The organism is Rhizomonospora bruguierae, assembly GCF_018397995.1.
Classification (GTDB): Bacteria; Actinomycetota; Actinomycetes; order Mycobacteriales; family Micromonosporaceae; genus Rhizomonospora; species Rhizomonospora bruguierae.
The window spans coordinates 83,509-98,178 of sequence record NZ_BBQH01000012.1; the positions used below are offsets into that span (position 1 = coordinate 83,509).

Below are 14,670 nucleotides of genomic sequence, written 5' to 3' on the forward strand. Positions count from 1 at the left end.
CACCGGTGGTCGGCGGTGCGGTCGACGGGGTTACGTGCTGCGACGGAGGTCTCCATGGCGATGGCGCTGAATCCGACGGCCGATGGAGCGCTGGGTCCCATCGCCATCGGCCGCCCCTGGAAGCGCCCCGCCCGCACGGCGACGACCCCGGCGCGCACCGCCCGGACCCCGCGCAGCCAGCAGTCCGCTACCACGGTCGAGCGCTTCGCCGATCGGCGCCCGGCCCTCGACGCGGCATCCGGCGCCCACCATGATGGGGCGGTGACCCCCCGGCCGGCTCCTCGACACCTCGCCGCCGGGTCCCGGTCCGAGACGGCGGCCGCCCGGCACGAGGAGGCCCTGGTCCGCTCGCTGTACGCCGAGCACTCCCGGCCGCTGCTCGCGTTCGTCCTGCGCCTCGTCGGCGGCGACCGGCAGCGCGCCGAGGACATCGTCCAGGAGACCCTGCTGCGCGCCTGGCGCAACGCCCACAAACTCGGCGCGCAGGGGCAGACCTCGCTGCGGCCGTGGCTGGTGGCGGTGGCCCGGCGGATCACCATCGACGACCACCGCAGCGCCAACGCCCGGCCGACCGAGACGTACGACCGCGAACTGGACACGATGCCGGTCGCCGACGAGACGGACCGGCTGCTCGGCCGGATGACGGTTGCCGAAGCGCTGCGTACGCTGAGCCCGGCGCACCGTGAGATCCTGGTCGAGACGTACTTCCAGGGCCGCACGGTCCCGGAGGCCGCCGAACGGCTCGGCCTTCCGCTGGGCACCGCCAAGTCCCGGGTGTACTACGCGCTGCGGGCGCTCGGTGCGGCGCTACGCGAAAGGGGGGTGACCGGATGACGGAGCACCGCGACGTCGCCGCGTACGCCCTCGGCCTGCTCGACGACCGCGCCGCGAGCCACTTCGAGGAGCACCTGCTCGACTGCGAGTCGTGCGCCGCCGAACTGGACTCGATGGTCCCGGTGATGGAGGCGCTCGCCGATGTCGATCCGGTCACCCTGGTCGAGCCGGCCGCCGCACCGGCCCCCCAGCGGTTATCCGCCCCCGGCCGGCGGCACGACTCGGCCCACCCGGCCGGGCACCCCGGCTCCGGCGGGCGCCGGGAGGCGCTGCTGCGGCCGCTCAAGCGGCACCGCCTCGCCGGGCGCCCGCGGGCGCTGGTGGCCGCGGCCGCGTTCGGGGCCGTGGCGCTGCTCGCGGTCGGCGGGCTGATCGTCGGAGCGCGGTGGAGCGGCAGCGACCCGCCGCGGATCCAGGCCGAGAACACGAGCGGCACGCAGAACCCGGCCCGGACCGCCCCGCCACTCGGCCTCGGCGGCCCCGAGGCGCCGGCCGGCAAGAAGTACGAGGCCACCGACCCGGTGACCGGCGTGCACGCGCTGGTCCTGCTGGAGCGCAAGGCGTGGGGCAGCCAACTGTCGTACGCGATCAGCCAGCTCACCGGCCCGCTGACCTGCCGGCTGACGCTGGTCCGGGCCAACGGCACCACCGAGACGCTGGCCAGTTGGAAGGTACCGCCGGCCGGCTACGGCACCCCGAAGCAGCCGCAGCCGCTGGAACTGCAGACGGCCACCGCCACCGACCCGGACGACCTGGCCCTGGTGCAGGTGCAGGCGGTCGCCCCTAACGGCGTGGTCAAGACGCTGGTCGAGATACCGCTGTAACGACGCCACAAGCCAGAACCAGCGCGAGCCAGACCAGCACGAGCCGGGCCACCGAGCCCGGCTCGCGACGTTTCCGGCGGCCGGCGGAAATTCACCCGGGCCCATCCAGGGAACCGTTCATCCGCGGAGCCCCGCCGTCCGTACTCACCGGTGAAGCAGCGAGCGTCGCGCACCAGTCCGTCCGTTTCGTTCGTCCCTGGAGGTGATAGGCGTGGCGGGGTCAGGCCGATGGATGGTTCGACTGTTTGTCGGCGCCGCCGTGACGCTGTGCGGCCTGGCGGCCGGTCCGGTCGCCGCCCACGCGGATTCGCTGCCCAAGGGGTACACGATGACCGAGTGGGGCCCGCTCGGCCCGGCCGATATCGACCTGGTGACCAAGGTGCGGCTGGCCGGCCTGTGGGAGATCCCGGCCGGGGAGATGGCCAAGGAGAAGGGGCACAGCGCCCGGGTCCGGGCGGTCGGCGCGGAGATCGCCAAGCAGCACCGCGAGCTGGACCTGCTGGCCCGCACCGCCGCCGACAAGCTGTCCCTGCCGCTGCCCGACGAGCCCAACCGCGACCAGCAGGGCTGGTTGCAGGAGATGCGTGACGCCAGCGGCGCCCAGTTCGACAACGTGTTCATCGAGCGGCTGCGCCAGGCACACGGCAAGATCTTCCCGGCGATCGCCACGGTCCGCGCCGGCACCCGCAACTCCGTGGTGCGCGAGCTGGCGCAGCGCTCCAACAACTACGTGATGACGCACCTGGTGCTGCTGGAGAGCAGCGGCCTGGTGGACTACAACGGGCTGCCCGCGCCGCCGTCGCCGGTCGGCGTCGCGCCCGGCAGCGTGCAACTGTCCACCGACGATGTGCGCGGCGTCAACTCGACGGTCATCTGGGTCGTCCTCGGTCTCGCGGCGCTGGCCGGCGGGGCCGCCACGATCCGCCTGTTGCGACCGCGGTAGCGACTTCCCCGCCGCCCGGTAGCCCGACCGGGCGGCGGGGAGCCACGACCCCCGGGTCGGTCCTCGACCCCACCCGCCGGCACCCGCCGCCGGCACCGGGACCGACCCGGGATCAGGCAACACCCACGCGGGGAGGAGGTGAAGCGGCCACACGGTTCGACAGCCGAGCGGCACCCGGGATCCCGTCCCCGGGTGCCGCTCTTCGTGTGCGCCGGCGGCTCCCGGGCGCCGCCGACGGGCGCCGTAGGGTTGACCGGTGGGCGAACGGACCCGGCGCGCGGCCGGAATGGCGGCGGCGGTCGACACCGGCACCGCCCGGCTCTCCCCCGACCCGGACCGGCCCCGCGCCTACACGCTGCTGTTGGACGGGGCGCCGCAGTCGCACGTCGACCTGGACGACCCGACCGCGCTGGAGTTCGAGTACGTACGCCGGCTCGCGTTCGCCCTCGACCTGGCGGCGCCGGCCGGGCACCCGCTGCGGCTCCTGCACCTCGGCGGCGGGGCGCTGACCCTGCCCCGGTACCTGGCCACCACCCGCCCGGGCTCCACGCAGCGCATCGTCGAGATCGACGCGGCCCTGGTCGAGCTGGTCCGGCGGGAACTGCCCTGGCCGCGCTCGGCCGGGCTGCGGGTGCGCGTCGGGGACGCCCGCGAGGTGGTCACCGGCACCCCGGACGCCGCCTACGACGCCGTCGTGGCGGACGTGTTCGCCGGCTCCCGCACCCCCGCCCACCTCACCTCGGTGGAGTTCCTCAACCAGGTCGCCCGGGTGCTGCGCCCCGGCGGCTGGTACCTGGCGAACATCGCCGACGGCCCGCCGCTCGCCTTCGCCCGCGGCCAGGTCGCCACGCTGCGGTCCGTCCTGCCCGAGGTGTGCCTCATCGCGGACGCGGGGGTGCTGCGCGGCCGCCGGTACGGGAACGTGGTGCTGATCGGGGCGCGCACGCCGCTACCCGCCGCGGAGCTGGCGCGACGCGCCGCCGGGGACTGGTTCCCGAGCCGGCTGGTCACCGGCGGGGACCTGGAACGCTTCGCCGCCGGTGCCGCCGCCGTGCGGGACGCGACCGCCCGGCCCTCCCCGCCGCCCCCGCCGGACTCCTTCGGAGCTGGGCTGCCCTGAACCGGTGCCTGGAACCGGGCGCTCCGGGGGCTAGAGTGTGCCCGTGGCGCAGGGGACCCGGCGGCTGGCACTCCCGCCGCATTACCACCTCGCCGGAACGGTCGGCCAGCTCGCGATGGGCCGGCACGACCCCTGCGCCCGCTTCGCCGGCGACGCCTTCTGGTGGGCCACCCGCACCCCGGACGGCCCCGGCACGCTCAGCCTCCGCCACGACGGCGACGACCTACTCGCCACCGCCTACGGCCCGGGCGCCGGGTGGCTGCTGGACCGCGCCGACGCCGTCGCCGGCCTCCGCGACGACCTGACCGGCTTCGCCGACCTCGCCCGCGCCCACCCGGTCGTCGCCCGCCTCGCCCACCAGCGTCCCGGCCTGCGCATCCCCGCCACCGGCCGGCTGTTCCCCCGGCTGCTGCGGGCCATCTTCGAACAGAAGGTCACCGGCACGGAGGCGTTCCGGGCGTACGCGGGCACCGTCCGCCACTTCGGCGAACCCGCGCCCGGCCCGAACCCGCAGCTGTGGCTCCCGCCGCCGGCCGAGGCGGTGGCGGCCACCCCGTACTGGGTCTTCCACCCGTTCGGCGCCGAGCAGCGTCGCACCGACACGCTCCTGCGCACCGCCCGGGTCGCCGCCCGCCTGGACGCCTGCGCCGATTCCGCCGAGGCCACCCGCCGCATGACCGCCATCCCCGGCATCGGTCCCTGGACCGCCGCCGAGGCGGTCCGCACGGTCTACGGCGACCCGGACGCGGTGAGCGTCGGCGATTACCACATCCCGAACACGGTCGCGTGGGCGCTGGCCGGCGAACCGCGCGGCGACGACGCCCGCATGCTCACGCTGCTGGAACCGTTCCGCGGCCACCGCGGGCGGGTCTGCGTGCTGCTGGAGCAGGCGGGGATGATGGCGCCCCGCTTCGGCCCCCGCATGCCCCTGCGCACCTTCGCCCGCTACTGACCTTCCTCCGCGGGGACCGCGAGGCGGGAGGGCGGCGGGGATGGGAAGGTCCGAAGGGCGGGACGAGGTGGGGTGTTCCGCATGGACGTCAGGATCGAGAAGGGGCGCCCCGGTGACGCCGGAGAGCTGATCACGGTGCAGCGGGCCGCGTTCGTGGGTGAGGCGCAGCTGTACGGGACGCCGTTCCTGCCGCCGCTGACCGAGCGGCCGGAGGAGGTGTTCGCGCCGGGGGTCGCGGTGCTGGTGGCCCGGCTCGGCGCGCGGCTGGTGGGGTCGGTGCGCGGGGTGCTGTCCGGCCCGACGTGGCTGGTGAAGCGGCTCGCGGTGGCGCCGGACCTGCACGGGCGCGGGATCGGCAGCCGGCTGCTCGCGGCGGTCGAGGCCGCCGCACCGCCCGCCGCCACCCAGCTCCAGCTGGACACGGGGGCGCGCAGCGAGCCGAACCTGCGGCTGTACCGGCGGTACGGGTACGCCGAGGTGGACCGGCGGGCCATCAGCCCCGATGTGACCCTGGTCTACCTGCGTAAACGAATTGCTGGTTGACTGGCGGGGTGGACCTGCCCGTGTTGCCGCCCGTCGAGCCGATGCTCGCCACCGCCGTACCGGAGCTGCCCACCGGGTCCGGCATGAGCTACGAGCCGAAATGGGACGGTTTCCGCTGCATCATCTTCCGCGACCGGGACGAGGTCGAGCTGGCCAGCCGCGGCGGCAAGACCCTCACCCGGTACTTCCCGGAGGTGGTCGCCCAGGCCCGCGACCAGCTCCCCGAGCGCTGCGCGGTCGACGGCGAACTGGTCGTGATCCGGCGGGCGGAGGGCAGCCAGCCGAGGCTGGAGTTCGAACTGCTCGGCCAGCGCATCCACCCGGCCGCGTCCCGGATCGCGCTGCTGGCCGAGCAGATCCCCGCCTCGTTCGTCGCGTTTGACCTGCTGGTACTGGGCGACGAGGCGTTCCTGGACCGCCCGTACGAGCAGCGGCACGACCTGCTCGCGGCCGCGCTGAAGGACGTGGTCCCCCCGGTGTACCGGACGCCGACCACGACGGACCCGCAGGTCGCGCGGCGCTGGTTCGAGATCTTCGAGGGCGCCGGGCTGGACGGCGTGATCGCCAAGCCGGCGGACCTCCCGTATACGCCCGGCAAGCGGCTCATGTACAAGGTCAAGCACGCCCGCACGGCGGACGCGGTGGTGGCCGGGTTCCGCTGGCACAAAACGGGGCCGGTGGTGGGCTCGCTGCTGCTGGGGCTGTACGACGACAAGGGGACCCTGCACCACGTGGGCGTCTCGTCCAGCTTCTCCATGGCGCGCCGGGCCGACCTGCTGACGGAGCTGAAGCCGTACGAGAACCCGCGGTCGCACCCGTGGACCGGCGTGGACCCGAACGAGGCGGGCGAGGCCGGCCACCGGGTGCCGGGCGCGGTGAGCCGGTGGACCGGCAAGAAGAACCTGGACTGGGTGCCGCTGAGGCCGGAACTCGTGGTGGAGGTGGCGTACGACGCGATGGAGGGGGACCGGTTCCGGCACACGGCCCGGTTCGTGCGCTGGCGGCCGGACCGCGACCCCCGCTCCTGCGGCTACGACCAACTCGAACGGCCGGTCCGCTTCGACGTGGACCGGGTGCTGTCGGGCGACGTGGGCTGACGATCACCGCGCGGGGCCCGGATCCGTCGCCCGGCTCGCGTAGCCTCGACCCGTGCCGAATCCCGGGAGGGTCGTTGTCGTGAGCCGTCCGCACCGCCGCGCACCGCTCGTCGCGCTGCTGGCCGGATTCGTCGCCGTGGTCGCCACCGCCGGCTGCTTCCTGCCGGTGGTGATGCCGACCGGCGGCGCCGACCCCGACCACCCGGTGGGGCTGCCGCCGTCGAGCAGCCCGGGCGGCCCGGCCTGGTCCCGCTGCGACGACGTGCCCGCCAAGCTGGTCGGGCAGGGCGCCCGCGGGATGCGGTACGACTGCGCGACCATCTCCGTGCCCGCCGACTGGGGCGGCGGCGCCGGCGGCGACAAGCTGGAACTGTCACTCATCCGGATCCGGTCGGCGGACCAGAGCCGGCGCATCGGGTCGCTGCTGGTGAACCCGGGCGGCCCCGGCGCGTCCGGCGTCGACACCGCGGTGTACCTGTCGTTCGGCCCGTCCTACGGCGGCCTGCCAACGGAGATCACCCGGCGCTTCGACATCGTCGGCTTCGACCCGCGCGGCGTCGGCCGGTCCAGCCCGATCAAGTGCATGGGCGACCGGGACATGGACGCCTACTTCGGCGCCGACCCGGACCCGCGCACCCAGGAGGAGTTCGACCAGGTCGCGGCGATCCGGCAGAAGCTGGTCGCGGGCTGCGTCCGCAAGTACGGCGACGACCTGCGGTACTACTCGACCGAGCAGACGGCCCGGGACATCGACGCGATCCGGGCGGCGGTCGGCGACGACAAGACGACTTACCTGGGGTATTCGTACGGCACGCTGCTCGGCGCCACGTACGCCCAACTGTTCCCCGAGAAGGTGCGGGCGCTGGTGCTGGACGGCGCCGTGGACCCCGAGCAGGACATCGTGGCCGGCTCGGAGTCCCAGGCGAAGGGCTTCGAGCGGGCGTTCACGAACTTCACCACCTGGTGCCGGAACACCCCGAAGGAGTGCCGGGTGGCGCCGGACGCGCGGGCCGCGATGACCGACGCGCTGGAGAAGGCGCGCAGTTCGCCGATGCGGGCCAGCGACGGGCGGGAGGTCACCGCCGGCTGGGCGCTGTGGGCGGCGGTCTCGTCGCTGTACACCGAGCAGGGCTGGAAGGAGTTGGCCGACGCGCTGGAGGACTACCAGCGGGGCAACCCGCGCGGCATCCTCAAGCTCGCCGACCGGTACGCCGAGCGGACCGACGCGGGCGCTTACAGCAACCTGTTCGACGCCAACTCCGCCATCAACTGCACCGACTCGGACACCTCCCTCACCGCCAACAAGATCCGGTCGTACCAGGAGCAGTGGCGGGCCAAATACCCGCTGTTCGGCGCGCCGATCGCGGTGGACCTGATCACCTGCGCCCAGTGGAGCGCCCCCCGGGACCCGTACCCGACCGGCGCCGCCAAGGGCGCCCCGCCGATCGTGGTGGTCGGCACGACCGGCGACCCGGCAACCCCATACGAGCAGACCGGGCGGTTGGCCGACATGCTCGGCGTCGGTCACGTGCTGACCTGGCAGGGCGAGGGGCACACGGCGTACCCGCAGACGCCGTGCGTCACGAACGCGGTGGACGAGTACCTGATCAACCTGACGGTCCCGGCGGACGGCAAGACCTGCCCCGCCCGGTGAGCCGGGGAACGGTGAGGCGGGGAGTCAGGGCTTGCGGTCGCGGTCCTTGGAGGGCTGCACCCGCTTGGGCTCGCCGGGCATCTTCGGGTGGTCCGGCGGGTAGGGCAGGTCGCCCTCGCCCCGACGCTCGTCCCGCTCCGCCCACTCCAGCAGCGGGGTGATGTCGAACGGGGCGCCGTCGATGCCGGCGTGCGGGTCGCCGAGCTTGGCGAGGCGGGGCGGCATCGTGCGCAGGTCGAAGTCGTCGGGCTCGACGTCGGGCAGTTCGTCCCAGGTGACCGGGGCGGAGACGGTGGCCCGGGGGTTGGCGCGCAGCGAGTACGCGCAGGCGATCGTGCGGTCCCGGGCCATCTGGTTGTAGTCGATGAAGACCCGCTCGCCCCGCTCCTCCTTCCACCACCTGCTGGTGATCAGTTCCGGCCGGCGCCGCTCCAGCTCGCGGGCCAGGGCGATGGTGGCGCGGCGCACCTCGACGAACGTCCAGCGGGGGTGGATGCGCAGGTACACGTGCACGCCCCGGCCGCCGGAGGTCTTCGGCCAGCCGGTGGCGCCCAGGTCGGCCAGCAGGGCGCGCAGCTCGCCGGCGGCGGTCACCACGTCGTCGAAGTCGGTGCCGGGCTGCGGGTCCAGGTCGATGCGCAGCTCGTCGGGGTGGTCCACGGCGTCGCGCCGGACCGGCCAGGGGTGGAACACCACGGTACCCATCTGCGCGGCCCAGGCCACGTGGGCCAGGTCGGCGGGGCACAGCTCGTCGGCGGTCCGGCCGCTCGGGAAGCTGATCTTCGCGGTCTCCACCCAGGGCGGCACGCCGCGGGTCGGTATCCGCTTCTGGAAGAACATCTCGCCGTCGATGCCCTCCGGGAAGCGCTGGAGGGTCGTCGGCCGGTGGCGCAGGGCGCGCAGGATGCCGTCGCCCACGGCCCGGTAGTACTCGAAGATGTCCCGCTTCGTGTAGCCGCGCTCCGGGAAGTAGACCTTGTCGGGGCTGCTGAGGCGCACCGTGCGCCCGGCCACCTCGACCTCGGTGGTCGCGCCGTTGCCGCGGGACCGCGCGGGCTTCGCGCCCTCCGTCGAGCCGTCCATGACGCGACCCTAGTCGACCGGGGACGCGATCGGGCGGTACGCGGCCGACGCCCCTGACCCGCTGCTTCGTCAACTCGCGTCCGCGCGTCGACCGGCCGCCTGGGCGCCCACAGCGGGAGGCGGCCGGGTGCCGGCCGCCTCCCGGTGCCGGTCAGGCCGCGCGGCGGTGCCGGCCGGCGTAGACGGCGGCGGCGCCACCGGCGGCGAGCAGGCTGCCGAGGCCGACCAGGCCGGCGACCGGGGAGCCGGTCAACGGCAACCCGCCCGCCACGGCGGTCTCGACGCGGGGCCGCAGCGGCGGGCTGCTCGGCGGCGGCGGCTCGTTGCCACCGCCGTACCCGCCGCCATTGCCGCCGCCGTTGTTACCGCCACCGCCGTTGTTGCCGCCGCCGCCGTTGTTGCCGCCACCGTCGTTACCGCCACCGCAGTCGGCGGTGGCAACCGAGCCCAGCAGACTGACGCCGTTGCACGAGATGGAGATCGGCACCTGGATCGGCGCGTTCACCTGGATGCCGTTGCCCACCCCGATGCCACCGGTGCTGGCGGTCGACCCGCCCGGCGCGACGGCGGAGGCACCGCGACCCGACTCCGAGGCGCCACCCGATTTCGAGCCCGCGCCCGACTTCGCACCGGCGCCCGCTGAGCCGCCGCCGATCGCCGAACCGCCGCCGCCCAGCAGGCCGCCACCGGCCGCTGAGCCGCCGTCGATCGCTGGGCTGCCCGAGGCGGTGCCGCAGGTGCTGAAGACGACCGAGGCGAGGCCGGCGATCGCGTTGCAGTCGATCGACACGGGCGCCTGGATCGGCACGTTGACCTGCAAACCATTGAGCAAGCCATACGCGTCCTGCGACTGCGCGTCGGCGGCGGCGCCGGTCGCGGAGGCGGCCGCCTGCGCGGGCTGCCCACCGAGGGCCAGCGCGGCGACGGCGAGGCCGGCCGCCGGGACACCGAAGAGAACACGGTGCGGCTTCGTCATCTCAGTCCCATCTCGCTTTTTGCGGCTTTTGCCGCTTATGTCGGAGCGAATTGTACCGGCGGACCGCCCGCCGGGCGCGTCGGGACGCGCCGGCCCGCAGCGCGGACCGGTGGACGAAAGCGCACGTCACGGGCGGGCGGTCACCCGGTACGCAGGGTGCAACGAGCGGGAGGCCGTACCGTTGACGGCATGGCGAGCGACAACATCACCGATCTGCCCCGCACCGAGGACGAGTGGCGGGTGCGGCTGAGCCCGGAGGAGTTCCGGGTGCTGCGCCAGGCCGGCACCGAGGCACCATGGAGCGGCGAGTACGTCAACACCAAGACGCGCGGCATGTACCACTGCCGCGCCTGCGGGGCGAACCTGTTCCCGAGCGACTTCAAGTTCGCCTCGGACTGCGGGTGGCCCTCCTTCGACGACGCCATCCCGGGCGCCGTCAAGGAGATCGAGGACCGCAGCCACGGCATGGTCCGCACCGAGATCCGCTGCGCCCGGTGCGACTCGCACCTCGGTCATGTGTTCCACGGCGAGCACTTCACACCGAAGAACACCCGACACTGCGTCAACTCCCTGTCCATCCGCCTCGAACCGGCGGGCGACTAGGCGCGGTCAGTCAAACTGCCAGAGCTTGGGCGATCTCGCGCGCTAGTTGCTCACTGCCGGCTGCGATGAACGTCTGTCGGCGGTCCATTGCCTTTGCGATATTCGCCTTCGAATCAAGTTCGTAGTCCAAGGTTATCGGGTCGCCATCAAGGTCGACAACCACGCCGCCGGCGGCGGTCAGTATGTAGTGGCCCGGCGCCAGATCCCAGATGGCGAATCCTTTAGCAAATTCGATGACCGCCTCCGTGAAGCCGGCAGCGACGTGGCAGAGGCTCACCGAACCGAAGTCCAGGCCTATACGCCCCCGTTGTTTGCCGTCGGGGGCGGGCGCCCCTAGCGCCTGTAGTAATCCTTCTTGCTGGCTCAGCGGAACGAAACGCTCCATTGGCCGCATAAGGAAATTCGTGACAAGGGACTCCGACAGCCGTTTTGGTGCCCGTACCATCAGTGGCCGGCAAAGATTGTCAGCAGCCACCGCGAATGCCCGATCGACACCGTCCACGTCTCGGGCGGCTACATACAGTTGAATATGGTGGTAGATGTCCCCGACAACGGACGCGACCGGCCGGGCGAGCGACCGCGAATACGCCATGACGTGTGTGTATCCATTCAAGCCACGCACGGCGAGTTCACTGGTGTCCAGTGGATCGACAAGGATACAGAGGTCGGGTTCGGGTTCAGTGCCTACAACCTCCGGCTCGGCTTCTTCCGAGGCGTAGACGAATGAACCAAGCCGGTCGGCGAGCAGCGCTTTGTATCGCTCATGCATCCACATGTCGTGCACCGACAGGAAGTTGTCGCCGTGGCGAATATTGTCACTCTCGCCCGTGTTGCCCGAAAAGGCCGCCTCGATGAGCTTCGGTCTGATCTCGGCGATAACCGAGCGGACGACCTCCGCAAGGCTGCTCCCAATCCCATCAGAAACCGTTACCGCTGACATCCCATCTCCAGCACATCGTTAGCGCAGCTCAAGGGGCGGTTCTATGCCAGGCGGACCCATCGTCGCCGCGATGAACACTGCCTCGAACCCGGCAGCTCGCATGATATTAGCCCCAGTGAGGTCATCGAAACTCGAAACCTCAAGATCCTTGCCTTTTGTCATGGCCCCAAAGACGGCGAAGTACAGGGAGGCGTCGGGATACCGGCTTCGCAATTCGCGTGAGATGAAGCCCACCACGTCCGCGTGCTTGACTTCAAAGTCACAAATGACGATTGTTGGCGCCTCTTTCGCGGCCGGAAAGAGCGGCTGTTCGGCAAGACTGATGTCATCGCGAGTCTTGTTACATCTCAGATAGCCGATGGCGCATCGGCCGAATTGCGCGGAGGCCAGGAAGGTTGCCATAACCAGGCCGGCTTCGTTGACGCCGAAGCAGATATCGGCGTCGAGCCGTCTGCCCAGGTTCTTGATCTGACGCATGAGTCGTTCGACACCGAAGCCGAATACCTCCCACGGCAGATCCAGCAATTGTCCAGGGGTTGGGTTCGGTAGCGAAAACGCGCATACTTCAGGGTTGCCATTTTCCACGGTCGGCACGGGCAGGTTGAAGTCAGACCCAATCATGTCTAGCACCGAGGATGGCTGCCGCGGCATGTGAAGGGGCCGCCTAATTGAATCGGCTCGGGGAGCCCCCGAAGTCTCGGCCCGCTCGCTGAACTGCTTTAAAGAGAGCTGGTCCTCCGGCGGCAACCTTTCATAAGCCTCTGCCACCAGATCACCGGGCGAGATACTCTCATTACCGACACCAAGCGGACCGCGACCGTACGCGGCGGCAAGTATCAGTAGGCTTGAGAACATCGGCGGTGAACCCCTGCCCCTAGTGCGCGCCCATGTCTCCCAAGCGTTGATTGTGGTGCCGCCGAGACTCGTCTGATGTCCCGCAACCTCGTTATATCGGGCAGCCGCTTGATCCTGCGACAACCCGGCCGCATACCGAAACGCCTGAATACTCGGGATGTCCCGGTGGCGGTTCATCAATTCCGCCGCTGCTAGCTTGACCGAGCCAAGCTCCTGCCACAATTGCTTGCCCTGCCGGGCGAGTTCACGTCCACGCGCCTGAGGGCTGGCAATCTGGCGGGTTGGTCGGCCCATCTTCCCCTTCCTCATCCTCCGCACACGACCGGTGGCACACCGATACCTTACCCATGCGGGTGGGCAAACGCGGTGACCGGCCTGTGACCGCAGCTCAGGCTTGCCCAGAAATCCGAGCGTCAATGACCGGGTACGCAGGTGTATATGCCTTCGACCATTGGCATGGTTTAGATAGCAGTCGTCTCCGATAGCTATTTGCCCTGGTCGGGGCCGGACTTGGCTCCCCGCCGTTTCGTGTCGATCAAGCGCCGTGGCGGTGGGTGAGGTCCGGGCGGTGCGCTGCGGAGCGGGCGGTAAGGGCCTTTTCCGCCGTTCGCGGCGCAACGCCCGGACACTTGGCGGCTTGGGAGGTGGGACATGGCTACCTATTCCGGCAGGGAGCAGATTGATCGCGCTCAGGCGGCGCTTGATCGGCATGTGGTGTCGCCGTCGGTGTTCGCCGACCGGTTACGGGCCCTGCGCATCGCGCGTGGCCTGTCGCTGCGCCGGTTGGGGCGGCTGGTGCACTACTCGCACGGCTGGTGCCGGGTGAGGCGCGGGTGTACTCGCTGGCAGCGGCGCGGGCCGGCCGCGCGCGGTGAGGGTCGGACATACCGCGCGGGCGCCGCCTGCCGCGCGGCGACGGGAGGTGAGACGACATGGGTGCGATGCGTCCTGCATCAGCCGGACCGGTTGCCGGAGCCGGAACCGCCGATCCGGCTGCCCCGACCGGTGTCCCCGATGACGACCGGCAACAGAGGAGTCGATGGCCACCGCCTGACCGTGGCCCCACCGTAGAACGGAGATAGCGACAATGACGACGAACACCACGAGCACCACGACGCGGCCGGAACCGGCCGCCGTCGGCAAACGCGCCGCGCAGATCCTAGGCCTGATCAGCGGCAGCCCGGAGTACCGGCGGCTGGTCGACTCGGCCGGCCGGTACGTCGACTGCTGGGCGACATTCACCGGCTACCCGATCATCTCGACGTTCAACCTCGAGGTCGACACCGCGCCGCTGTTCACGGAGGCGATGCGGGTGCTGGCGCTCAAATCGGCGGTCTACGAGTTGTCCGGCGAGGACGAGGAGGCGGCCGAACTCGTCGTCTCGGCGCCGGTGGACGAGATGGTGCACGCGGTGCTGGCGCAGTACACGCTGTGTCAGACAATGACGCAGCGGCTCGGGCTGCGGTTCGTGCACATGACCGATCAGGAGCGGTTCGGCTGGCGGCACGGCGACTACACCGAGCAGTGCTACCGGGCAGCCGGCTGGGGCGAGCCGCCGGCCCGGTACTGGATCGATGCGGACGAGACCGGTCGCCGGTTGAAGATCCTCAATAGCAGATACCGGTCGATCGGCATCGACAACGACGGCCGCCGGCACTCGATCGACTTCAACAGTGACCAGTCGCTGACCGCCGTCGGCTGATAACTGACTCAGCTTCGGCGGGCCAACTCCACCGACAGCACCCGGCGCATCGCCGCGACCACGTGTCGCGGGTCGAACCGCACCGCCGCAGTGGCCTCCGCTCGTGCCAGGGCGGAGGCCATCCGGTCAAGGTCGGCGTCGCGGAGGGTGGCGACAAGCCAGCCTTCCAGGTCTGCCACGTCGGCCGGTAGCTCCAGGTGGACCGGGGCCGGCACGGGTGTGGGCGGAGCGACCTGCGGCAGCGGAACGGCGTCGGAGGCGTAACGGGCGGGTGGCAGCCCGACCCGGAACGGGTGCACGCAGGTCGGGGCGCCGGTGTGCACGTTGATCCGGTATCCGGCGTGCGGATCGTAGCGGGAGTCCGGTCCGGGCCGGTCGGACACATCGAACTCGCCCACGCCGACCAGTTGCGCCGGGCAGATGCCGCACAGCGACTCCTCGCACCAGTCCGGCAGTCGATCACCGCGATCCATGTCAAGGCGCCCTAACTCGTTACAGAACAACATATTCCGCGCCGTCAGGGTAGCGCCAAGTCGCGCCGGAT

The 14,670-nt window shown here is 71.5% G+C and carries 15 protein-coding genes; 10 read left to right on the forward strand and 5 right to left on the reverse strand.

The window, feature by feature from the left end; genetic code table 11:
* The first annotated feature begins 54 nt into the window (after positions 1-54).
* From KJS59_RS03835 to KJS59_RS03870, 8 genes are all read left to right on the forward strand, one after another.
* The gene (locus KJS59_RS03835; protein ID WP_306345135.1) at positions 55-834 is read left to right on the forward strand and encodes a sigma-70 family RNA polymerase sigma factor; all 780 of its coding nucleotides are present in this window, start codon (positions 55-57) and stop codon (positions 832-834) included.
* Entirely contained in the window at positions 831-1,658 is an 828-nt protein-coding gene (locus KJS59_RS03840; RefSeq protein WP_213450883.1) for a zf-HC2 domain-containing protein, read from the forward strand. Before KJS59_RS03835 ends, KJS59_RS03840 begins: the two co-directional genes overlap by 4 nt.
* A 232-nt stretch (positions 1,659-1,890) precedes the next feature.
* A complete protein-coding gene (locus tag KJS59_RS03845; protein ID WP_249713843.1) occupies positions 1,891-2,601 on the forward strand; it encodes a DUF4142 domain-containing protein in 711 nt (236 codons plus the stop codon).
* 286 nt (positions 2,602-2,887) lie between these two features.
* Positions 2,888-3,721, forward strand: coding sequence for a spermidine synthase (locus KJS59_RS03850; RefSeq protein WP_213451033.1), 834 nt, complete (start codon positions 2,888-2,890; stop codon positions 3,719-3,721).
* A 43-nt stretch (positions 3,722-3,764) separates the two neighbouring features.
* Entirely contained in the window at positions 3,765-4,673 is a 909-nt protein-coding gene (locus KJS59_RS03855; protein WP_376771116.1) for a DNA-3-methyladenine glycosylase family protein, read from the forward strand.
* Positions 4,674-4,754: 81 nt separating this feature from the next.
* The gene (locus KJS59_RS03860; protein WP_213450885.1) at positions 4,755-5,216 is read left to right on the forward strand and encodes a GNAT family N-acetyltransferase; all 462 of its coding nucleotides are present in this window, start codon (positions 4,755-4,757) and stop codon (positions 5,214-5,216) included.
* A gap of 8 nt (positions 5,217-5,224) precedes the next feature.
* A complete protein-coding gene (locus tag KJS59_RS03865; protein WP_213450886.1) occupies positions 5,225-6,313 on the forward strand; it encodes an ATP-dependent DNA ligase in 1,089 nt (362 codons plus the stop codon).
* 79 nt (positions 6,314-6,392) lie between these two features.
* Positions 6,393-7,967, forward strand: a complete 1,575-nt coding sequence (locus tag KJS59_RS03870; RefSeq protein ID WP_249713844.1) for an alpha/beta hydrolase — start codon at positions 6,393-6,395, stop codon at positions 7,965-7,967.
* Between the two features lie 24 nt (positions 7,968-7,991).
* Here the strand turns inward: KJS59_RS03870 and ligD are convergent, their stop codons facing one another.
* A complete protein-coding gene (gene ligD, locus KJS59_RS03875; RefSeq protein ID WP_213450888.1) occupies positions 7,992-9,050 on the reverse strand; it encodes a non-homologous end-joining DNA ligase in 1,059 nt (352 codons plus the stop codon).
* A 151-nt stretch (positions 9,051-9,201) separates the two neighbouring features.
* On the reverse strand, positions 9,202-10,026 hold the full coding sequence (locus KJS59_RS03880) for a hypothetical protein (RefSeq protein WP_213450889.1): 825 nt from the start codon (positions 10,024-10,026) through the stop codon (positions 9,202-9,204).
* A 189-nt stretch (positions 10,027-10,215) separates the two neighbouring features.
* Here KJS59_RS03880 and msrB point away from each other — a divergent pair, with 189 nt between their 5' ends.
* Entirely contained in the window at positions 10,216-10,629 is a 414-nt protein-coding gene (gene msrB / locus KJS59_RS03885) for a peptide-methionine (R)-S-oxide reductase MsrB (protein ID WP_213450890.1), read from the forward strand.
* A gap of 10 nt (positions 10,630-10,639) precedes the next feature.
* Here the strand turns inward: msrB and KJS59_RS03890 are convergent, their stop codons facing one another.
* Together KJS59_RS03890 and KJS59_RS03895 are read right to left on the reverse strand one after the other, a co-directional pair.
* The gene (locus tag KJS59_RS03890; protein WP_213450891.1) at positions 10,640-11,569 is read right to left on the reverse strand and encodes an inositol monophosphatase family protein; all 930 of its coding nucleotides are present in this window, start codon (positions 11,567-11,569) and stop codon (positions 10,640-10,642) included.
* 18 nt (positions 11,570-11,587) lie between these two features.
* The gene (locus tag KJS59_RS03895) at positions 11,588-12,718 is read right to left on the reverse strand and encodes a hypothetical protein (protein ID WP_213450892.1); all 1,131 of its coding nucleotides are present in this window, start codon (positions 12,716-12,718) and stop codon (positions 11,588-11,590) included.
* Positions 12,719-13,511: 793 nt separating this feature from the next.
* On the opposite strand from KJS59_RS03895, the gene KJS59_RS03900 reads away from it, so the two are divergent.
* Positions 13,512-14,126, forward strand: a complete 615-nt coding sequence (locus KJS59_RS03900) for a hypothetical protein (protein WP_213450893.1) — start codon at positions 13,512-13,514, stop codon at positions 14,124-14,126.
* An 8-nt stretch (positions 14,127-14,134) separates the two neighbouring features.
* Here the strand turns inward: KJS59_RS03900 and KJS59_RS30870 are convergent, their stop codons facing one another.
* On the reverse strand, positions 14,135-14,599 hold the full coding sequence (locus KJS59_RS30870; protein ID WP_249713845.1) for a hypothetical protein: 465 nt from the start codon (positions 14,597-14,599) through the stop codon (positions 14,135-14,137).
* Positions 14,600-14,670 lie beyond the last annotated feature (71 nt).